General features: G+C 61.3%; 17 protein-coding genes, 3 tRNA genes and 1 riboswitch. Of the genes, 6 read left to right on the top strand and 14 right to left on the bottom strand.

Features of this window, described 5'->3' with window-relative positions:
• Window positions 1–2: 2 nt before the first annotated feature.
• The 4 genes from ATY75_RS31895 to ATY75_RS31880 all read right to left on the bottom strand — a co-directional run bounded on the left by ATY75_RS31895 (window position 3) and on the right by ATY75_RS31880 (window position 1,427).
• On the bottom strand, window positions 3–587 hold the full coding sequence (locus ATY75_RS31895; protein WP_003573916.1) for an NADH-quinone oxidoreductase subunit B: 585 nt from the start codon (window positions 585–587) through the stop codon (window positions 3–5).
• Window positions 578–943: an NADH-quinone oxidoreductase subunit A gene (locus ATY75_RS31890; RefSeq protein WP_007626195.1), complete on the bottom strand. Its 366-nt coding sequence runs from the start codon at window positions 941–943 to the stop codon at window positions 578–580. The genes ATY75_RS31895 and ATY75_RS31890 overlap by 10 nt, the downstream gene beginning before the upstream one ends.
• 247 nt (window positions 944–1,190) lie before the next feature.
• Window positions 1,191–1,267, bottom strand: a tRNA-Asp gene (locus ATY75_RS31885).
• Between the two features lie 83 nt (window positions 1,268–1,350).
• Window positions 1,351–1,427 (bottom strand) — tRNA-Asp (locus tag ATY75_RS31880).
• Between the two features lie 403 nt (window positions 1,428–1,830).
• Here ATY75_RS31880 and ATY75_RS31875 point away from each other — a divergent pair.
• Window positions 1,831–1,906 (top strand) — tRNA-Val (locus ATY75_RS31875).
• A 272-nt stretch (window positions 1,907–2,178) separates the two neighbouring features.
• A complete protein-coding gene (locus ATY75_RS35670) occupies window positions 2,179–2,391 on the top strand; it encodes a hypothetical protein (protein WP_064841314.1) in 213 nt (70 codons plus the stop codon).
• Between the two features lie 406 nt (window positions 2,392–2,797).
• On the opposite strand, the gene ATY75_RS31860 is transcribed toward ATY75_RS35670, so the two are convergent.
• A complete protein-coding gene (locus ATY75_RS31860) occupies window positions 2,798–3,346 on the bottom strand; it encodes a glutathione peroxidase (RefSeq protein WP_088940521.1) in 549 nt (182 codons plus the stop codon).
• Between the two features lie 133 nt (window positions 3,347–3,479).
• Window positions 3,480–3,839 (bottom strand): hypothetical protein, encoded by a 360-nt coding sequence (locus ATY75_RS31855; protein ID WP_088940520.1) that lies wholly within the window; start codon window positions 3,837–3,839, stop codon window positions 3,480–3,482.
• Between the two features lie 163 nt (window positions 3,840–4,002).
• Between ATY75_RS31855 and ATY75_RS31850 the strand changes: the two genes are divergently transcribed.
• The gene (locus tag ATY75_RS31850) at window positions 4,003–4,608 is read left to right on the top strand and encodes a class I SAM-dependent methyltransferase (RefSeq protein ID WP_088940519.1); all 606 of its coding nucleotides are present in this window, start codon (window positions 4,003–4,005) and stop codon (window positions 4,606–4,608) included.
• Here ATY75_RS31850 and ATY75_RS31845 read toward each other — a convergent pair whose 3' ends face one another.
• Complete coding sequence (locus ATY75_RS31845) at window positions 4,609–5,010, bottom strand: cupin domain-containing protein (RefSeq protein WP_088940518.1); 402 nt, start codon at window positions 5,008–5,010, stop codon at window positions 4,609–4,611.
• A gap of 152 nt (window positions 5,011–5,162) precedes the next feature.
• Here ATY75_RS31845 and ATY75_RS31840 point away from each other — a divergent pair, with 152 nt between their 5' ends.
• Window positions 5,163–6,149 (top strand): aldo/keto reductase, encoded by a 987-nt coding sequence (locus ATY75_RS31840; protein ID WP_088940517.1) that lies wholly within the window; start codon window positions 5,163–5,165, stop codon window positions 6,147–6,149.
• Between the two features lie 204 nt (window positions 6,150–6,353).
• Here ATY75_RS31840 and ATY75_RS31835 read toward each other — a convergent pair whose 3' ends face one another.
• From ATY75_RS31835 to clpP, 6 genes are all read right to left on the bottom strand, one after another.
• Window positions 6,354–8,552, bottom strand: coding sequence for an esterase-like activity of phytase family protein (locus ATY75_RS31835; protein WP_088940629.1), 2,199 nt, complete (start codon window positions 8,550–8,552; stop codon window positions 6,354–6,356).
• Window positions 8,553–8,634: 82 nt separating this feature from the next.
• The gene (locus ATY75_RS31830) at window positions 8,635–9,546 is read right to left on the bottom strand and encodes a DMT family transporter (protein ID WP_088940516.1); all 912 of its coding nucleotides are present in this window, start codon (window positions 9,544–9,546) and stop codon (window positions 8,635–8,637) included.
• A gap of 93 nt (window positions 9,547–9,639) precedes the next feature.
• A riboswitch (FMN riboswitch) is annotated at window positions 9,640–9,792 on the bottom strand.
• 120 nt (window positions 9,793–9,912) lie between these two features.
• Window positions 9,913–10,188 carry a DNA-binding protein HupB gene (gene hupB / locus ATY75_RS31825; RefSeq protein ID WP_003573937.1) on the bottom strand — a complete coding sequence of 92 codons (276 nt, stop codon included), beginning with the start codon at window positions 10,186–10,188 and terminating at the stop codon, window positions 9,913–9,915.
• A gap of 206 nt (window positions 10,189–10,394) precedes the next feature.
• Window positions 10,395–12,812 carry an endopeptidase La gene (lon, locus tag ATY75_RS31820; protein WP_012557323.1) on the bottom strand — a complete coding sequence of 806 codons (2,418 nt, stop codon included), beginning with the start codon at window positions 12,810–12,812 and terminating at the stop codon, window positions 10,395–10,397.
• Between the two features lie 421 nt (window positions 12,813–13,233).
• A complete protein-coding gene (gene clpX / locus ATY75_RS31815) occupies window positions 13,234–14,511 on the bottom strand; it encodes an ATP-dependent Clp protease ATP-binding subunit ClpX (protein ID WP_064838056.1) in 1,278 nt (425 codons plus the stop codon).
• A 297-nt stretch (window positions 14,512–14,808) separates the two neighbouring features.
• Entirely contained in the window at window positions 14,809–15,438 is a 630-nt protein-coding gene (clpP, locus tag ATY75_RS31810; protein WP_003573944.1) for an ATP-dependent Clp endopeptidase proteolytic subunit ClpP, read from the bottom strand.
• A gap of 404 nt (window positions 15,439–15,842) precedes the next feature.
• Here clpP and ATY75_RS31805 point away from each other — a divergent pair, with 404 nt between their 5' ends.
• A complete protein-coding gene (locus ATY75_RS31805) occupies window positions 15,843–17,096 on the top strand; it encodes a GGDEF domain-containing protein (RefSeq protein ID WP_088940628.1) in 1,254 nt (417 codons plus the stop codon).
• 141 nt (window positions 17,097–17,237) lie between these two features.
• On the top strand, window positions 17,238–18,482 hold the full coding sequence (locus ATY75_RS31800; protein WP_088940515.1) for a cytochrome P450: 1,245 nt from the start codon (window positions 17,238–17,240) through the stop codon (window positions 18,480–18,482).
• Between the two features lie 200 nt (window positions 18,483–18,682).
• On the opposite strand, the gene ATY75_RS31795 is transcribed toward ATY75_RS31800, so the two are convergent.
• The gene (locus ATY75_RS31795; RefSeq protein WP_088940514.1) at window positions 18,683–20,809 is read right to left on the bottom strand and encodes an EAL domain-containing protein; all 2,127 of its coding nucleotides are present in this window, start codon (window positions 20,807–20,809) and stop codon (window positions 18,683–18,685) included.
• Window positions 20,810–21,041 lie beyond the last annotated feature (232 nt).

Raw genomic sequence — 21,041 nt, 5'->3', positions numbered from 1 at the left:
CCTTAGCGTTCGATCGTGCCGGTGCGCCGGATCTTCTTCTGCAGCAGAAGCACGCCGTAGAGCAGCGCCTCTGCCGTGGGGGGACAGCCCGGCACGTAGATATCGATCGGCACGATGCGGTCGCAGCCGCGCACCACAGAATAGGAATAGTGGTAGTAACCGCCGCCATTGGCGCAGGAGCCCATCGAGATGACGTAGCGCGGCTCAGGCATCTGGTCGTAGACCTTGCGCAGAGCCGGCGCCATCTTGTTGGTCAGCGTGCCGGCGACGATCATCACGTCGGACTGGCGCGGCGAAGCGCGCGGCGCAAAACCGAAGCGCTCGACGTCGTAACGCGGCATTGACAGCTGCATCATTTCGACAGCGCAGCAGGCGAGACCGAAGGTCATCCACATCAGCGAGCCGGTACGGGCCCAGTTGATCAGCTCGTCGGTCGAGGTGACGAGGAACCCCTTGTCGGCCAGTTCATTGTTGATCTCGCCGAAAAAGGCGTCGTTGCTGCCGATCGGCTTGCCTGTGGAGGGATCGATGATCCCCTTCGGCTGCTGGGCGACGAGCGGCTGATTGCTCACAGGGGTCACTCCCATTCCAGGGCTCCCTTTTTCCATTCATAGATAAAGCCGATGGTCAGCACGAAGAGGAAGACCATCATGGACCAGAAGCCGAACCAGCCGATGGCGCCGAAGGAAACGGCCCAGGGGAAGAGGAAGGCGACTTCCAGATCGAAGATGATGAAGAGGATCGACACGAGGTAGAAGCGGATGTCGAACTTCATGCGGGCGTCATCGAAAGCGTTGAAGCCGCATTCGTAAGCCGAGAGCTTTTCCGAATCGGGCGCCTTGAAAGCGACGGCGAACGGCGCAATGAGCAGCGCCAGGCCGATAACGAGCGCGATAGCGATGAAGATAGCAATCGGAATATAGGAACTGAGCAGTTCAGTCATCATGTTCATCCCTGCTTGCCGGAGGCGCCAGGCGGCACATTTGGGCAAATGCCCGGCAAGCGAACGTGCGTTGCAACAAAGCCGTGGTTAGCGCAGCCGAAGCCCCGGCGCAAGAGATTTACAGAGGCAATTCGACGCGTCGCGCGCGGACATTATCAAGCAGATGCAACGATGTCGCGACAAATCCGCGCAAGCTGCCTGAAGCTGCATGTCTGACCAACGGAAACTGCATGGCTTTGAGAAGAAATGGCGCGAGTGACGGGGCTCGAACCCGCGACCTCCGGCGTGACAGGCCGGCACTCTAACCGACTGAGCTACACCCGCGCATTGATTGGCCATTTGCGGCCGCAGGGATGAAGAAAACCGGACGAACGACAAATCACATTTGCGTTCTACAAGACTTGAAATGGCGCGAGTGACGGGGCTCGAACCCGCGACCTCCGGCGTGACAGGCCGGCACTCTAACCAACTGAGCTACACCCGCAATTCATTTCAAGCAGTCCGGATGCCTTCGCACCCTCACCAAAACGGCTGCCCGTTTCGATGAGCGGCTAACTACGGGGTTCGCCATTTAGTGTCAAGCAGGTTTGGAGACAAAACCATGACAGTCGCTGAATTGTTTCGGCAAGGCCCATGCGGGGAGAATGAAAAGCCGGCAATTCCTTTGTCCGCACCGGTGCCGACGCCCGATCGAAGCCGCCGGCGCAGTCGGAGCCGACATGCCCCTCCCCTTTATCCACAGCCTGGCTGCGCCCGACCGGCATCGGCAGGAGCGAGACCGCCGCGAAAAAAATCAAAAAATCTTCACAAACACTCTTGCGGTTTTGCCGCGATCCGCATAGATCACGGCCACCAACGCGGCAGGCCGATCCGGCTTCGCTCGCGATGGGCGATTAGCTCAGTTGGTAGAGCGCCTCGTTTACACCGAGGATGTCGGGAGTTCGAGTCTCTCATCGCCCACCATTTCCCTAGAATCAGAAATCTTGGCAGCATATACGGCCCACAGGCCCGCCGACGCTGCTTGCCACTATGTACGATCCCAAATGACCCATTGATCCCAGTGGAACGCCCGCCAGATGCGGCGCACTGCCTGACATCTGATTCCATCAAACGGACTACTCCCGACCGCCGCGGCCACCTCCTATTGGGCGAATGGATGGGGGCCGGCAAAAATGGGAATATTCGCGGCCCGGAAAGTCTCCGCTCTGACGGCTTACGACACCTGGAGGTGCTCCATGAGGACTCTCTGTTCCGCCTTGACGCTGTGCATCGCAATCGCCCTTTGCACGCCAAACGCCATCTATGTCAGCCTGCCCGGATACGCATTCAAGACCAATCCGCAATGCCAGCGCCACGAACCAAAGACGAAGTTTGACAGGAGGTGCGACTGGCCGAGAGTGGGCTTCAAGGACTTTACGCCCCCGCTGGTGACCGTGCTTGGGATCTGACGACCGTCTCAGCGTCTTTGCGAATCATCGTGATCCAGTCCGGCTTGCCAGCCCGACGGGATCCATCGCTTTTTGACTGCGACGGAGTTTCTGATCGTGGCCAAGGGCCTTCGCCCTGAACTCCCCACCAGACTCTATATAGCCCTTCGGAATCCCGAAATTGGTTGCGGCATTGAAATCATTGCGTGATTTTTTCTGTCGACCGCTCGCAAAACGCTGCGGATTTCGGAATCCCGAAGCGGGGAATTTCGGGATTCCGAAGTGGCGTTCTAAAGCGCGTCGCGATCTTTCAGATTCGCTCCTCGCGCTTTAGCTCTTTGTTTTACGCATGTCGTTGCCGCAAACCGCTGCACACTTTTGCGCGACATGCTTTAGAATCGTAACAGCCGGGCTCATCGCCGACCATTCACGCCTTCGCCAGTTCTTTATCCACCGCCGAGACCAGCCGCGAATCATCGGCCGTCACGTCAGGCGCGAATCGGGCGGCGATTTTGCCGTCGCGGCCGATCAGGAATTTTTCGAAGTTCCAGAGGATATCGTCCTCGTCGCCACCCGATATGCCATGCGATTTCAGGCGTTCGCGCATCGGACCCTCGCCTGTGGTCTTCACGCCGGATTTGGTCAGTTGCCGGTAGAGCGGGTGCTGGGTCTCGCCCTTGACCGAAATCTTCGAGAAAATCGGGAAGGTGACGTCGTAGGTGCTGGTGCAGAAGTCGAGGATCTCGGCGTCGGTGCCGGGTTCCTGGCCCTTGAAATCATTGGCGGGGAAAGCGGCGACGACGAAGCCGCGCTCGCGCTTTTCCCCATAGAGCTTTTCCAGCCCTTCGTATTGCGGCGTGAGTCCGCATTTCGAGGCGACGTTGACGATCAACAGCACCCTGCCCTTGTATTCGTTGAGCGTGGTCTCACGACCGTCCACTGACTTGACAGGGATATCCAGCACGTTGCCCGTCACGGGAGCCTCCAATTTTGGTCGGAACATATCCGCCAAACTTAGCGATATCGCCACCGTTGTCATCAGCGTCTGGATCAACTCGGCGTCAACAAGAGCCGGCGCAGGCTTGCGGCCGGCGCCGGACTAAAGCAGTTCAGGCGGGGGATGTTTCCTTCACGTCGTCGAGCAGGAAGTGCACGACGAGATAATCGGTCTTGTAGTGGCGGCCGCTGTCGGACACGGATTCGACGCTGCCGCCGTCCTTCGGGTGCCAGGCGTGGTAATGGGGGTTGGTGGTGATCAGGGTGATGGCCTTGCCTTCCAGGGCTTCCTCGCCAAGCCGGAAGCGCATCTCGGCCAGCGGCCAGATCCGCTCATAATCCGCCATGCTGATGCGCGCCTTCAGTGCCTTGCGGTGCAGCGGCGCTTCGCCGGACTCGGCGGGTGCTTCCAACATCACCTCCTCGGCTCCGTTGATGATGGCGTTGAACTCTTCAGGCCACATGCGTCTCATGAAATCGCTCCTCCCGAGGCTCTCGTCAGTCCACAGGTGAAACTTAGCGATTTGTTCGAAAGAAGCAAATTCCCGTCATGTGGTTGTCATTGAGGGCCGCTGCTCCTACGTTCCCCGCAGACCGCATCAGGGCCGTCAGACGCCCGCAATCCCGAGATCAGAGATGAAGACACGTGAAGACAGGCAGGCGCTCCGGGCGAGCATGCCGCGCACTCCCCTCAGCGCCCATCATATGGAAAACGCCCGCCTGCTGCCCGATCGCGGCGAACTGCTCTACCGCATCCCGAACGGCGGCATCGGCGTCGAAGTGGGTGCGGCCTTCGGCGAATATACGGCCGAGATCCTGGAAAAGAATCGTCCGGCGCATCTCTACCTCATCGATCCCTGGTCGATGGATCGCTACAGCTCCGGCCTCGATTCGATCCATACGACGTTCGCGGCCGAGATCGAGGCAGGCCGGCTGCATCTGATGCAAGGCACGTCGCTGGAGAAGCTCGCCGAATTCGCGGACGATTTCCTCGACTGGGCCTATATCGATACCGATCATTCCTTCGAGCTCACCTGGCAGGAACTGCTGCTCTGCGAAAAGAAGGTGAAGCGGACGGGGCGCATCGCCGGGCACGATTTCTGCACCGGCAACACGGTCAAGCCGATCGTCTATGGCGTCGTCGAGGCGGTCACCAAATTCTGCAAGGATTACGGCTGGCAATTCGAGTTCCTGACGGTCGAATCACATGCGCATTTTTCCTATTGCCTGAAGCGGCTCTGATCAGCTTTTGCCGGAATATTGCGCGTCGCTGACCTGCTCCATCCAATCGACATGCCTGCCGTCCAGTGCTTCGTGGATGGCGATGTGCGTCATCGCCGTATCCGCGGCGGCGCCGTGCCAATGTTTTTCGCCCGGCGAAAACCACACCGTGTCGCCGGCGCGGATCTCGCTGATCTCACCGCCCCAGCTCTGGACGAGCCCCCTGCCAGAGGTGACGATCAGCGTCTGGCCGAGCGGATGCGTGTGCCAGGCGGTGCGGGCGCCGGGTTCGAAGGTGACGGAGGTTGCCCGCATCCGGGCCGGTTCGGGCGTCTCCATCAGCGGGTCCTGGCGAACGGCGCCGGTGAAATAGTCGGCCGGCGGCGTCATCGAGGGGCGAGAGCCGGCGGGTTTGATCTCCATGATCTTTTCCTTTTCTATTCCGTTGCGGTTGAAGCCTTACCGCGCTCCACGATATTTCAACGGGATGACCGATCAAGGCCGGATCGGCAATTGTCGCACAGTTCCCCGCCTGCTAGGCCAGTGTCTTTCATTACTTACGAAGGATTTTTCTCATGAGACACCATGCTTTCGGACGCATGCCCTTTACCGTCACCAGTGTCGGCTTCGGCGCCTGGCAGATCGGCGGCTCCTGGGGCGATATCAGCGAGGCGGACGGCCGCGCGGCGCTGAATGCCGCGCTCGATGCCGGCATGACCTTCATCGATACGGCTGACGTTTATGGCGACGGCCGCTCGGAAAAGATCATCGCCGACGTGCTGAAGGCGCGCGGCGGCGAACGGCCGATGGTCGCCACCAAGGCGGGCCGCCGGCTCAACCCGCATGTTGCCGAAGGTTATACCAAGGCGAACCTCGAAGGCTTCATCGACCGCAGCCTTGCGAATCTTGCCGTCGACAGCCTCGACCTCGTGCAGCTTCACTGCCCGCCGCGCGAGGTGTTTTATCAGCCGGAGGTCTTCGAAAGTCTGGATGCGCTGCAGAAGGCCGGCAAGATCAAGGGTTACGGCGTCAGCGTCGAAAAGGTCGAGGACGGGCTGAAGGCGATCGAATATCCAGGCGTCGTCAGCATCCAGATCATCTACAACATCTTCCGCCAGCGCCCGGACCACCTGTTCTTCCAGGAAGCGCGCCGCAGGAACGTGGCGATCATCGCCCGCGTGCCGCTGGCCAGCGGCCTTCTCTCCGGCAAGATTACCCGGGAGACCCACTTTGCCAGCGACGACCACCGCAACTTCAACCGCCACGGCGAAGCCTTCGATGTCGGCGAGACCTTTGCCGGCGTGCCCTTCGAGGTCGGCCTGCAGGCGGTGGAAGAGGTGCGCAGGCTGGTGCCCGCAGGCGCCACCATGGCGGCCTTCGCGCTGCGCTGGATCCTGATGACCGACGCCGTCACCGTCGTCATCCCCGGTGCCCGCAATGGCGAGCAGGCCAGAGCCAACGCGGCCGCCGCCGATCTGGCGCCGCTTGCGGCCGATGTCATGGCGGCGACGCGCGAGATCTACGAGCGGCTGATCGCGCCGCATGTGCATCAACGTTGGTAGGGTGCGGCTGCTTGTTTTTGAGGGCTGCGGCACGACGGAGAGCCGCCCCTCATCCGCCTGCCGGCACCTTCTCCCTGTAAACGGGGCGAAGGGGATATGCCGCGACCTCTCGGTTCCCCTCCTACCTCTCGCAAGGCACGTCCCCTCTCCCCGTTTTTCACGGGAGAGGGTTAGGGTGAGGGGCTTTTCCCCCTCTGTCGCGTCTCAGTTCGTGGCGCTCAGCTCCACCGGGAAGAACAGCGTCTCGCCTGAGGAGTCGCTGACGCCGTCATTGTCGGTGACGGCGTAGGGCTTGCCTGAGGCGTCGAAGGTGAAGCCTTCGAGCTTGTCGAGCACGTAACCGTTGGTCGCGCTCTTGAGTTCGCCGAGGAAGTCGTGGGCTTCGGTCTTCTTGACCACCGGCAGTTCGCCGCCGAGCTTGGCGGGCTTCAGCTCCGAGATCGCCACCTTGTAGAGCTTTTTCAGCTTCGCGGCATCGCCGACGAGGCTGTCGCGCTCGATGATGTAGACGCTGTCGCCCTGCGCCGAAATCTCCGACAGGCCGACCCAGCCGCTTTCCGTCTTGTTGAGCGGATAGCGCACGGCGCCCCATTCCTTCTTCTTCGGATTGTAGGAGACGAGCTTGACGAAGCCCTTCTCGTCGTCAGCCCACTCACGCTGCAACGCCATCCAGAGCGTGGTGTCGTCGCCGGTGCCGACAATGGTCACGCCTTCGAAGCCGAAGCGGATTTCGTTGGCGGCGAGTTCCTTCGGCAAAGCGATCTCGGCCTTGATGTCGCCCTTGGCGTTGACGTTGTAGAGGGCGTGCGGGACGAGGCGCTCGCTGTAGCCTTCCGAGGCCAGCCAGAACGAGCCGTCGGCAGCCACTGCGATGCCTTCGATGTCGAGCTTCTGGGCCGGGGCGCCGTCACGCTTGACGATCAGAGCGTCGGTGATGACGGCCGGCTTCTTGCTGGCGTCGATCGTGTAGATCGTCGGCTGCGCGCCGAGAACGCTGTCGCTGACGGCATAGAGCATGCCCGGCTTGCCCGGCACGGCGGCGAGGCCCGAAAGGGCTGCAAAGCCGATCGGATTGCCGTCCTTTTCGGCGGAGACGATCTGCGGATAGGCTTTTTCACCTTCCGAGCGCTGGTAGATCATCACATGCGAGCGCGCGCCGCCGTCCTTGCCGAGGTCGAGTTCGTTGGCGGTCGCCAGCAGATTGCGCTGGGGAATAGCGACCGCGCCTTCCGGCGAAATGCCCGACGGCAGCAGTTGCACGAGTTCGGGATCGGTGCCGGTATCCTTATAGACGCCGACGACCGAGGCACGCTCGGCAAGCAGGAAGAAATACTGCTCATCGCCGAATTTTGCCGCTTCGAGGCCTTCCGGCTCGACGCCCTTCGATCCCGAACGGCTTTCCGGATAGTGGCCGATATGAGCGACGGCGCGTTCGAAGGATGCACCCGATTCGTAGAGAAGCTTGCCCGTCTTGTCGAAGATGGTGAAACCGCGCGAGCCACCCTGGTAATCACCTTCATTGGCGACGACGAGGCGGTTGTCGTCCAGCCATTTCACGGCGTCGGGCTCGCGCGGCACGTCCTTCAATTCGCCGGTGAATTTCAGGGCGCCGTCCCGCTTGGTGTCGATGCCGGCGAGATCGACGCTGCCGGCAGAGAAATGCGTTTTCACCTGAGCGGTGTTGGCGTCGATGATGACGATCTCGTTGTTTTCCTGCAGCGTCAGGGCGATCTCGTTCTGGCCGTTGAAGGCGACGAATTCCGGCTCCGGATCTTCAGGGGCAACGCCCGCGAGACCGGTCAGCGTCACGTGCTTGATGGTGCCGCAATCGACCGTGCCGTTCTGGACCTGGAAGACAACCAGATCGCCGGCCGGCATCTGCGGGATCTTGCCGTCGTTGACCTCTTCGTCACGCTCGTTTTCGATCGCGATGGCGCCGAGCGTCTTGTCCTTGTTCAGCGCGATCGAATCCGGCTGGCCGCCGAGATCGCAGCTGTTTTCGATCTTCTTCGTCGCCACGTCGACGATCGCCAGACGGCCCGAGGGCTTGGCCTTGCTTTCGGAGGTGTTGACGGCGACCAGGGCCTTGCCGGCGCTCGAGGTGACCGATGTCGGCTCGCCGTCCATCATCAGCGCGCCGCCTGATTTCGGGGCCTTGGCATCGGTGATGTCGATGAAGCCGATCGCGCCGAGCGGGCTGTCGCTATAGATCAGCGTGTTGCCGTCATCGGTCGCGGTGATGATTTCGGCAGAGGTCGGCGAAAGCTTGTCCTTGTCACCAGGCAGGTTCTGCGCGACCGGGAAGGACGCCATGCGGTTGAAGACCGGCTCGGCGGCGGCCGGAAAGGCAACGGAAGCGAGAAGCACGGCAGCAAGTGCTGCCTTGCGCGATGAAATTGTCATGAAAATCCCCCATGTGTCGAATAGTCGAAACATGGGTTTTCTGCGGGATTGCCATGACAGCGACATGACAACCCGCGACATTTCACGTGGTTTGCGTCACGCCGCCCTTTTCCCGGCGCATCTCGTTGCGCATGATGAAAAGCGACGCGGCAAGAATGAGGGCGGCTCCGAGCCAAAGGTAACCGGCCGGCGCATAACCGAAGAACAGCCAGCCTGCCAGCACATTCAGCGGCAGCTTCAGATCGTCGAAGGGCTGCACATAGGCGGCGTCGGCACTGGCATAGGCGAGCGTCAGCAGATATTGCGCCACGACCGTCAGCAGGCCGGCCAGCAGGAAGAGAGCAAGTGCGGTGCCTGTCGGCACGGCAAAGCCCGCCGCCAGCGCCAGGCCGCCGTTGATCGGCGTCAGCAGCACCAACAGCCAGACGGTGATCGTCTCGGGCTTTTCAATGCCGGTCAGGCTCTTGGTGATCAGCGAGGAGGCGCCCCAGAGCAGCGCCGAGAGCACCGGCAGCAGGGCTGCCCAGGTGAAGCTGTCGGACCATGGCTGCAGGATGATCATCGCGCCGGCAAAGCCGACACCGGTCGCCGCCCACCGGGCTGGACCGACACGTTCACCGAGGAACAGGCGGGCGCCGAGAATGATGAAGAAGGGCGAGGTCATGACGAGGGCGATCGCCTGCCAGATCGGCACCGACGCAAGGCCGGAAATCCAGGCCTCGACGCCGAGCGCGGCAAAGATCACGCGCACGAGATGCCGCCAGGGATATTCGGTGCGCATTGCCGAAAGGCCTGATTTGCGCAGGAAGGGCAAGGAGAACAGAAAGGCGAAGGCATATTGCCAGAAGGCCGCGGAGGCCGGGGGAAAGGCGAGCTTCATCGTCAGCCACTGGGTGACGACGTTGAGGAGCGAGAAGACCACGCCTCCAAGCACCATGAAAGCTGCGCCGGCAAAGGCGCGCGACTGCGAGACTGCAAGGGATTTCTGATTCATGTCTTTCATCCGAAATCAGGGACCAACATAAATCAGGACGCAACGAGCGACAGCACGCTGACGCTGGCAGTCCCCTGCCCCGCACGCGGCCATGCTCATCCTCTTCCATCCGGACTTTGACCGTCGGCTCCGGAACCGCACCGGATCTGCTGACCCCTCCCAAGCGTCGGCTTGGGAAAGCGCTCGCGGGCTCGGGCCGCAGCCCTTACCGCCGGTGGGGAGTTTCACCCCGCCCTGAGAACAGCTCTGTCGTAGAACAAAGGGCCGCATGCGGCAAGCGGCGAAAGCAAAAGGGGTCCGGCAAAGCCGAACCCCTTCCAAATCCTGCGCAGCCGGTCTCGTTTACGGCTGGCGGATAATCTCAGATCAGCCGTTGACGGCGTCCTTCAGGCCCTTGCCGGGCGTGAACTTCGGCACGTTGCGAGCCGGAATGTCGACTTCAGCGCCCGTCGACGGGTTGCGGCCCTTCGATGCGGCACGATGAGAAACGGTGAAGCTGCCGAACCCAGCGAGGCGGATGTCGCCCTTGTTCTTGAGTTCACCCTGGACAACGTCAAAAACCGCGTCAACAGCGGAAGCCGCGTCAGACTTCGTCAGTCCTGCCTTTTCGGCGACTGCGGACACGAGTTCATTCTTGTTCATGTTTCCACCCCTTTCTAAATGGTACGAAACGACTCAAAAGTAAGCTAGGCGCAGAATAGGTTTCATCAGGCCCGCCGGGAACCCAAAAGCCCTGCAAATCAAGGAAAAGCAAGCGTCTCCATGACGTTTTCACAAAAAAGGCTGGCGTTTTCGCCAGCCTTTTTCCGTCTTTTCAGCCAATGGGGCCTAAATGTGGCCAAGGCCACTCAATGCGCTATGGTCGCGCCCGTCTCATCAAGGCCTTCGACCGAGGTGATGACCGGCGTTTCCACCGTGCCGTCCCATTCGATCGGCTCCGGACGCCGGATCAGCGCATGCTTGATCACCTCGCCCATGCGGGATACCGGGATGATCTCCATGCTGTTCTTCACGTTATCCGGAATCTCTGCCAGGTCCTTGGCATTTTCCTCCGGAATCAGCACCTTCTTGATGCCGCCGCGAAGCGCTGCGAGCAGCTTTTCCTTGAGACCGCCGATCGGCAGCACACGGCCGCGAAGGGTGATTTCACCGGTCATGGCCACGTGCCTGTTCACCGGGATACCGGTCATGATCGAGACGATCGCGGTCGCCATGGCGACGCCGGCCGAGGGGCCGTCCTTCGGTGTCGCGCCTTCCGGCACGTGCACGTGGATGTCGCTCTTGTCGAAGCGCGGCGGCTCGATGCCGAAGTCGACAGCGCGCGAGCGGACATAGGAAGCCGCTGCCGAAATCGATTCCTTCATGACTTCCTTCAGATTGCCGGTAACCGTCATGCGGCCCTTGCCCGGCATCATCACGCCTTCGATGGTCAGCAGTTCGCCGCCGACTTCGGTCCAGGCCAGACCGGTGACAACGCCGACCTGATCCTCGCCCTCGGCTTCGCCATGGCGGAAGCGCGGGACGCCAAGATAGTCGGAGATGTTGGCAGCCGTCACATGCACGGACTTCGTCTTGCCCTTGATGATCTCGGTCACCGCCTTACGGGCGAGCTTCATCAGTTCGCGTTCGAAACTGCGCACACCGGCTTCACGGGTGTACTGCTGGCTGATCGCCATCAGGGCGTCGTCGCTGACCGAGAACTCTTCCGGCTGCAACGCATGTTCCTTGATGGCCTTCGGCAGCAGATGCCGCTTGGCGATCTCGCGCTTTTCATCTTCGGTATAGCCGGCGATACGGATGATCTCCATGCGGTCCATCAGTGGCGCCGGGATGTTCAGCGTATTCGCCGTCGTGATGAACATCACGTCCGACAAATCGTATTCGACTTCCAGGTAGTGGTCCATGAAGGTCGAGTTCTGCGCCGGATCGAGCACCTCGAGCAGCGCCGAAGACGGATCACCGCGATAGTCCTGGCCGAGCTTGTCGATCTCGTCGAGCAGGAAGAGCGGGTTGGACTTCTTGGCCTTCTTCATCGACTGGATGACCTTGCCGGGCATCGAGCCGATATAGGTGCGGCGGTGACCACGGATTTCGGCTTCGTCACGAACGCCGCCCAGCGCCATGCGGACATACTCGCGGCCGGTCGCCTTGGCGATCGACTGGGCGAGCGAGGTCTTGCCGACACCCGGAGGGCCGACGAGGCACAGGATCGGACCCTTGATCTTGGTGGCGCGGGCCTGCACGGCCAGATATTCGACAATGCGCTCCTTGACCTTGTCGAGACCGAAGTGATCGGCTTCGAGGATCTTCTCGGCATTGTTGAGATCGGCCTTGATCTTCGACTTCTTGCCCCAGGGAATGCCGAGCAGCCAATCCAGATAATTGCGCACGACGGTGGCCTCAGCCGACATCGGGCTCATCTGACGCAGCTTCTTCAGCTCGGCATCGGCCTTTTCACGGGCCTCCTTGGAGAGCTTGGTCTTGGCGATGCGCTCTTCCAGTTCGCTCATCTCGTCGCGGCCTTCCTCGCCGTCGCCGAGTTCCTTCTGGATCGCCTTCATCTGTTCGTTCAGGTAATATTCGCGCTGGGTCTTTTCCATCTGGCGCTTGACACGCGAACGGATGCGCTTCTCGACCTGCAGAACCGAGATCTCGCCTTCCATGAAGCCGAGGGCCTTTTCCAAGCGAGCCTTGACGCTGGTGGTTTCCAGCATCTCCTGCTTCTCGGTGATCTTGATCGACAGATGCGAAGCGACCGTATCGGCGAGCTTGGAATAGTCGTCGATCTGGCTGGCAGCGCCGACCACTTCGGGCGAAATCTTCTTGTTGAGCTTCACATAGCTCTCGAATTCGGAGACGACCGAACGCGACAAGGCTTCCAGTTCGACCGGATCGTCATGCGGCTCCTCAAGCACGTGGCCGAGCGCCTCATAGAAATCCTCGCGGCTGGTATAGGTGTCGATCTCGGCGCGGGCGCGGCCTTCGACCAGAACCTTGACGGTGCCGTCGGGCAGCTTCAGGAGCTGCAATACGTTCGCCACGGTGCCGACCTTGTGGATCGCGGATGGATCCGGATCGTCGTCACTGGCGTTGATCTGCGTCACGAGCATGATCTGCTTGTCGGAACCCATGACCTCTTCGAGCGCACGGATCGACTTTTCCCGTCCGACGAACAGCGGCACGATCATATGCGGGAAAACCACGATGTCGCGCAAAGGCAGAACAGGGTAGGCAGTGCTGCTCGCTACAGACGTTTTCTTCGTCATTTTTAAGTCCTTTCCATCGTCCCGTTGCCGGGCTCTCTGCGCGGCCGCTTGGGACCGGCCGGCACTCTCACTTGGGTCTACAAGTGGAGGTTCTGACTACGCTTTTCAAGCCACGCTAACGCCCGCGTTCCCCGGATGTGACAGCTTTGTTACAACGGAACGCCAACACTATGAAGCGCGTGGCTGGACCGGCGCTTACCACTTCCGACCGGCTAAAATACAAGCACCGGCAACAGGCTACGGAATCACGGCATCATTGCCAAGCACTCTTTACTTGCGCAACATCGGCCCCTTCGCAACGTCGGCTAAGTCAATTCCGGTTCCCACCGGCAAAATACTAACAGTGCCTCGGATGGTTTTTCAAATAGAAAGGGGCCTGCCGATGGCAAGCCCCCAAAATAATCGTGCGAAAGCGCAAAGGTTACGCCGAAGCGTTGGCCTTTTCTTCCTGACGATCGGCATAGATGTAAAGCGGGCGGGACGAACCGCGCACCACTTCCTCGGAGATGACGACTTCGCGCACGCCTTCCAGCGTCGGCAGTTCGAACATCGTGTCGAGCAGGATCTTCTCCATGATCGAGCGAAGGCCGCGGGCGCCGGTCTTGCGGACGATCGCCTTGCGGGCGATTTCGCGCAGCGCATCCTCGTGGAAGGTCAGTTCCACGTCTTCCATCTCGAACAGGCGCTGATACTGCTTGATCAGCGCGTTCTTCGGCTCGGACAGGATCTGGATCAGCGCATCCTCATCGAGATCCTCGAGCGTCGCCAGAACCGGCAGACGGCCGATGAATTCGGGGATGAGGCCGAACTTGACCAGGTCTTCCGGCTCCAGCTCGCGCAGGACTTCGCCGACGCGGCGGTCGTCCTGGGCCTTGACGGTGGCGCCGAAGCCGATCGAGGTCTTCTCGCCACGGGCGGAGATGATCTTGTCGAGACCGGCGAAGGCGCCGCCGCAGATGAACAGGATGTTGGTCGTGTCGACCTGCAGGAATTCCTGCTGCGGATGCTTGCGTCCGCCCTGCGGCGGAACGGAAGCGACCGTGCCTTCCATGATCTTCAGCAGCGCCTGCTGCACGCCCTCGCCCGAGACGTCGCGGGTGATCGAGGGATTGTCGGACTTGCGCGAAATCTTGTCGACTTCGTCGATGTAGACGATGCCGCGCTGCGCACGCTCGACATTGTAGTCGGCCGACTGCAGGAGCTTGAGGATAATGTTTTCGACGTCCTCGCCGACATAGCCGGCCTCGGTCAGCGTCGTCGCATCGGCCATGGTGAAGGGAACGTCGATGATGCGGGCGAGCGTCTGGGCGAGATACGTCTTGCCGCAGCCGGTCGGGCCGACCAGCATGATGTTCGACTTCGCCAGCTCGACTTCGCCGTTCTTGGAGGCGTGCGCCAGGCGCTTGTAATGATTGTGAACGGCGACCGACAGGATCTTCTTCGCCTGCCGCTGGCCGATGACATATTCGTCGAGGACCTTGATGATGTCCTGGGGCGTCGGTACGCCGTCGCGGGACTTGACCATCGAGGACTTGTTCTCCTCGCGGATGATGTCCATGCACAATTCGACGCATTCATCGCAGATGAAGACGGTCGGTCCGGCAATCAGTTTCCGGACTTCGTGCTGGCTCTTTCCGCAGAACGAACAATAGAGTGTGTTCTTGGAGTCGCCGCCGTTGCTGCCGCTGACCTTGCTCATATCACTTTCCTTCCAGCACGCCGCATTTCAAGGCGAAATCGCGGTCCACTCAATCAGCTCCTGGCGGCACTCCGTCACCGGAGCCTTTGCCGAGAAGGGCTTCAGGGGGTACGAACCGGGCCCAATCATGTCCGGGTTCCGGTGGCAACGAATTCCCCTTCGAATGCCGATGCTATGTCATAAAAATTCAACATAGCATTAATAGCTACTATTAGCGTCTTCGTCGCCAGTTGAAAGCCTTGTTCGATCACAAATGAGATAGAACTGTGGCGACGAAAACACCATCCCAATTAATTACTAGGCCTGTTCGCCTTCCATTTCGAGACGCGACGTCAGAACCTTGTCGATCACGCCCCAGCCCTGGGCTTCGTCCGCATCCATGAAATGGTCACGATCGAGCGTCTTTTCAACTTCCTCGTAGGTGCGGCCGGTGTGCTTGACATAGACCTCGTTCAGGCGGCGCTTCATCTTGAGGATGTCGCGGGCGTGGCGCTCGATGTCCGAAGCCTGCCCCTGGAAGCCGCCCGAGGGCTGATGCACCATGATGCGGGAATTCGGCGTGGCGAAGCGCATATCCTTGTGGCCGGCGGCCAGCAGCAGCGAGCCCATGGAGGCGGCCTGGCCGATGCAGAGCGTCGAAACCGCCGGCTTGATGAACTGCATCGTGTCGTAGATCGCCATGCCGGCAGTGACGACACCGCCCGGCGAATTGATGTAGAGGGCGATTTCCTTCTTCGGGTTTTCGGCCTCGAGGAAGAGAAGCTGGGCGCAGACGAGCGTTGCCATATGGTCTTCGACGGCACCGGTCAGGAAGATGATGCGCTCCTTCAACAGGCGGGAATAGATGTCGTAGGAGCGTTCACCGCGGTTGGTCTGTTCCACGACCATCGGCACGAGGGCCATTGCGGTATCGACTGGGTTTCTCATGTGCGTCCTTTGTCAACGTCTCGCCGGCCGGCGCCGGGAATCAAAGAAAATGTCTTATCCCTACATAGAGTGTCCCGGCCCTCCTCTTCAAGACACGCATGCGGATAACGTTAAGAAGCCGGGGCAAGACGGCCTTAGCTGGTAGCCTCTTTCCAACAAGCGGCTGTTAACGGCGAGCCCATGGCACCGCCCTCCCCGACTTTTCTCCGCGACAGGATGAAGGAACGCTTACTCCATTCGAGAGTGCTCACACACGTTTACCCCAGGGAAAGCCTACCGGCAGATATCGGCGTAAAATCATGCCGCAGCGCAGCAGCATTAAGGAAGTGGCGAACTTCCTCGGCAAGGATGCACGCCAACAAATCGGGCCGACTGATCAGGCCGACGGGCAAGGGGTTGCTGCCGTGTTCAATATCGCTACAGGTCTCGCCATCTGGTGTTCCGAGGCCATGACGCTCGCTTTGGTGCTGTTCGTCGCCTGGCGCCACAATGTCAGGAACGAGGCCTATCTCTATTGGGGCATCGGCTTCCTTCTGACCGGCATCGGCTTTGCGATGATCGCGCTGCGTGGGCAAGTGCCCAGCCTGCTGTCCATCGAGATCGGCAATGCCGTCGCTCTGCTCGGCCAGAGCGCCTGGGTGGCGGGCTTTCTGGCGCTCGACCGCAAGAAGATCGAATGGTGGGCGCTGCTGCCGCCGGCGATCTGGCTGGCCGGGGTCTTCCTGCCCTGGGTCAACAGCGACTATTCAAACCGCGTCGTGCTCTACAATCTCGCTTCGGCAACGGGGGCGACGGCGCTGGCGCTCGCGGTTGCCGCCGGCGACATGCGCCGTGAGCGTACCCGCGTCAAGCTGATGGGCGTCTTCGTCATCCAGGGCTGCCTGTGCTTCGGCTCGGCGCTGACGATGGCGCTGACGCTGCCGAGCGATATCGAGGCAACCAATCTCGGCGGCGCCTCGGCCATGGCAAGCGCCTTCCTGCTCACCATCGCCTTCGCCTTCACCTGCCGGCTGATCATGGAGCGTTCCGAACGGCACCTGCGCGCCCTCACCCTGACCGATTCGCTGACCGGCGTGCTTAACCGCCGCGGCCTCATCGGCTATTTCGACGCCATCCGGGAAAAAGCTCATGACGAGCAGCGCCAGGTCGCGGTGATGCTCTTCGATCTCGACCATTTCAAGCGCGTCAACGACCGTTTCGGCCACCAGTCCGGCGACGCCGTGCTGATCGCATTCGCGCGCATGGCCCGCCAGTATATTCCGAACAGCATCTTCGGTCGCATGGGCGGCGAGGAGTTCGCAGCCTTCGCCGCGGTCACCGACCAGACCGAAGCCGAGGCGATCGCCGAAGCGATCCGCACCGAATTCTGCCGCCTGCCCGTCAGCACCGGCGAAGCGATCGTCCCGGCCACCGTCAGCATCGGCATCGCGCTTGCCTCCTCGATCGAAGCCAATATCGACAAGCTGATCTCGGCCGCCGACCGGGCGCTCTACGCGGCGAAGGGCGCCGGCCGCAACTGCACCGTCACTTTCGGCGAAGCCGAGGCGGCATCCCCGGCACCGGCGACGCCGAGCACCACCGCCGGCGAACTCGTGCCGACGGTCGACGACCAGGTCGAGGCACTGCGGCGCATGGGCACGCTGTCGCGGGCCGGCTAACCGGAAAACCGGAATCAATCCCCGGGGTTAGGCACGGATTTTAATGCGATCGGCGCGTCCCGCGGGCGCGTCGTTTCAGGATCGCCCGCCCTCACCCCGCCATCTTTCCGTGGGCCGGCAAATCCGCTAAGCCTTCGGGTCATGACGATACCGCCCTTTCTCTCGATCGATCCATCCAACCGACATGTCTCGCTGGATGCCCGCAATCCGGCCTTCTACGGCAACCCGAATGCCGTCTATGCCGCGCTGCACGCCCATTGCCCGACATTCTACTGGCGCGAGCAGAAGCAGTGGTTCTTCACCGGCTACGACCATGTGAACGGGCTGCTGCGCGACCGCCGCTTCGGCCGGCAGATCCTGCATATCGCCAGCCGCGAGGAGCTGGGGCTTGCCGAGCCGATGCCGCATCTTGAAAATTTCGATCTCTCGGAACGGTATTCGCTGCTCGAACTCGAACCGCCGGAGCACACGCGGCTGCGCACGCTCGTCAACCGCGCCTTCGTCTCTCGCCATGTCGAAAAGATGAAGCCGGAACTTGCCGACCTCGCCAACCGGCTGATCGACGGCTTTGCCGACCAGGGCGAGGTCGAGCTGCTCTCCGCCTTTGCCGACATCGTCCCGGTGACGATGATCGCGCGGATGATCGGCATTCCCGAGGAGATGGGGCCGCAGCTGCTCGCCTGGTCGCACGCCTATGTCCGCATGTACATGTTCGGCCGCACGCGCGCCCAGGAAGACGAGGCCGAACGGGCGGCGAAGGAATTTTCCGACTACGTCAGGACCGTCGTCACGGAACGCCGCGCCGAGCCGCGCGACGACCTGCTGACCCACATGATCCATACCGAGCACAAGGGGCAGTATCTCACAGAGGAAGAGCTGATCTCGACGACGATCGTGCTGCTCAATGCCGGGCACGAGGCGACCGTGCACCAGATCGGCAATTCCGTGCGCACCATTCTCGAGAGCGGCTCGGATCCGGCAACGCTCTTCCGCGACGAGGCGACGACGGAGCGCACCGTCGAGGAAACCCTGCGCATCTGCGCGCCGGTCCACATCTTTCAGCGCTGGGCCCTCGAGCCGGCCGAAATCGACGGCGTCTCGTTCCAGCGCGGCGACAAGGTGAGCCTGATTCTGGCCGCCGCCAACCTCGACCCGGCGAAATTTTCCGATCCCCTCACCTTCCGGCCCGATCGCAACGAGGCGGCAAACCTTTCCTTCGGCGCCGGGATCCATTTCTGCATCGGCGCGCCGCTGGCGCGGCTGGAACTCAACGTCGTGCTGCCGATCCTGTTCGCAAGGCTTGCCGGCCTGAAGCTGGCAAAGACGCCCGTGGTCAAGGACGTCTACCATTTCCACGGGCTCGACCGGCTGGACCTGCGGTGGTGACCCGTTCGGAAGCGCTGATCAGCCGCAGCGGCCGGTGATACCGCAGCCTCAGCCTTTTGGTTGAAACGCGGATTGACAAAACTTATCGGGACAGCCGCCGCATGGGCCGGCGACGGCCATGCCCGAAAATGTGGCGATCGATGCGGAAAGCCTGCTGGTTGGTACGCCTGATCGGAGCATATGCCACGAAATCCGCGGCGTCAGGCGGCCGACTCCTCTTCCAGCTTGCTGGATATATCACGGGCCGACATAGGCCTGCCAATCAGATATCCCTGAAGCTGATCGCAGCCGGCCTCTCGCAAGATCGTCGCCTGGCGGCTGGTCTCGATGCCTTCGGCGGTCACCGGGATCTGCAAAGCGGTTGCCAGGGAAATGGTTGCCCGAAGCACATCGGCGCCGTTGGCACCTTCATCGAGAGCGGACACAAGCGAGCGGTCGATCTTCATGCGATCGAACCCGAACTGCCGCAAGGCGCCAATGCTGGCGTAGCCGCAGCCAAAGTCGTCAAGCGCGAACTTTATGCCGACGCGCTTGAGCTGGTCTATCGACCGCCGGGCCTGATCCGGATTCGTCATCAGGACGCCTTCGGTGATCTCCAGCGTCAGGCGCTTTGGATTGAAATCGAGCTCCTGCAGGACCGAAATCACTTCGGCGGCAAATTCGGGATTGCAGAGCTGGATCGGCGAGACGTTGACCGACAATGCCAGATCGGGCCAGCTCCTGGCATGCTCGATCGATGTTCTCAGCATGTGCACGCCGAGCGCATCGATGAGACCGCACCGCTCGGCGAGCGGGATGAAAATCTCCGGGCTGATGTGCCCTGTCGGCGTTCGCCAGCGCGCCAGCGCTTCGAGACCGGTGACAGCGCCTGTCGTGGCAGAAACGAGAGGCTGGAAAACGGCCTCGATCGCACCAGTGCTGATGGCGCCTTTCAAAAGGCCTTCCAGCTCGGCGATCCGTTGGCGCTCCTCGTCCAGTTCGGGGTCGTATTCGATCGCCTGGCCTCGGCCGTTTGCCTTGGCGCGGTAGAGGGCCATATCCGCTCTGCGCAGAAGCTCCAAAGGCTCGATGTCTCCGTCGCCCGCGGCAGCGCCGATGCTTGCACCGACTTCGATCGTCCGGCCGTCGATTTTGAAGGGCTCGGCAAACAGCGCCAGAATGGTTTTCTCCATCTCTTCGCAGGTGGCGGACCCAACATGCACCAGCGCGAATTCGTCGCCGCCCAGCCGGGCCGCGGCAACGACTTCGGGATGGCAGCCCACCAGGGCGGTCGAGACCAGCCGGATCAAATCGTCGCCGACCGCATGCCCCCAGGCATCGTTGACGGCCTTGAAGCCGTCAAGGTCGACCAGATAGAGCCGTGGCGGCGAAGAGCCCAGCCCTTCCAACTCCTCCAGCAGGCCGAGAAGCCCATGCCTGTTCAACAGACCGCTCAGGCTGTCATGGCCGGCTTCGAAAAGTGCTGCTTGCGCCAGTTGGCGCAGGCGCCGCGTCTCGGATGCGCCGAGCATCAGCACGCCGATCAGGAACAGCGCCAGGATGACGACGGCGGCCGCCACATATGGCGTTACCTGCTGGAACACCGTACTTCCAGGGGCTTTGCTCGGCCAGACGAGATAACCGATGACGGCGCCTTTGATGTCGGTGATCGGCGTGTTCAGAAATTCCGGCCTGGGCTTCGTCTCAAGGTGCAGGCCTTCGAGTTCATGTTCGTCCGAGAGCGTGTCGAGAACCTCGGGCGTAAATTCCTTGTAGAAACTCAGCGTGCTGAGCTTCGGAAGCTCGCCGGCGGTCTGGAATGGCTGGATCGCCTGCGATGCGAGCAGGGCGATGCCGTTTTCGGTCTTGATGAAATTGACGAGCGGCGCCCGGGCCGGATCGGCAGCCGCGTTGGTCTGCCGAAAAAAGCCTTCGCCGAAAAAGGCGGTCGGCTCGAAGGGCTTGCCCTTGGCATATGCGGAGACGATCGAAGTCCGGTCGGGACCGATGACGACCGCGCCGTCATAGAGCGCGTAATCCTCACTGGTCTTTCCCCAATTTTCATAGGCCCAAGCGGCGGCGGTCGGAGACGAGGCTGCACTATAGGCATCGTCCCATATGGCATTGTCCGTCGTCGTCCCGCTCAGGCGCGCCACAAAGGCTGAGATCGCCGCACGGGCAGCGCGCGTGGCCCGCGCATCATCGATCTCATTTGCCGACCGGGTCATTGTGACGACGACATGCGCCATCAGGCCGGTCAGGACGAGGGCGACGACGAGGAAGCAGACCGTTGTCGCGATGATGGAGGACGTTTGAGTCCGAACGTACCTACCTGCAAGGGTCGACATGCAAATTCCGCAAAAGATTGATTGCAAGGCCATGTCTGTGAGACGGCAGGAGACATCATGTCCGCTATGCGCTGCGGACGAGATATAGCATTTTGACGATGTAGGCCCGATTAATGAGATTGGTTAAAAGCGTTCTATCTGGGAAAGAGGCGCGGTCATTCGCACAAAGACCGGCCGTCCCCGCCGCAATTCGGGACAGGCCGGCCATCGTCGGCGGCGATTTGCCGGCACG

Source organism: Rhizobium sp. N122 (assembly GCF_002211295.1).
Lineage (GTDB): Bacteria > Pseudomonadota > Alphaproteobacteria > Rhizobiales > Rhizobiaceae > Rhizobium.
Note: the sequence above shows the minus strand (reverse complement) of the source record. Positions and strands in the feature narration are given on the sequence as shown.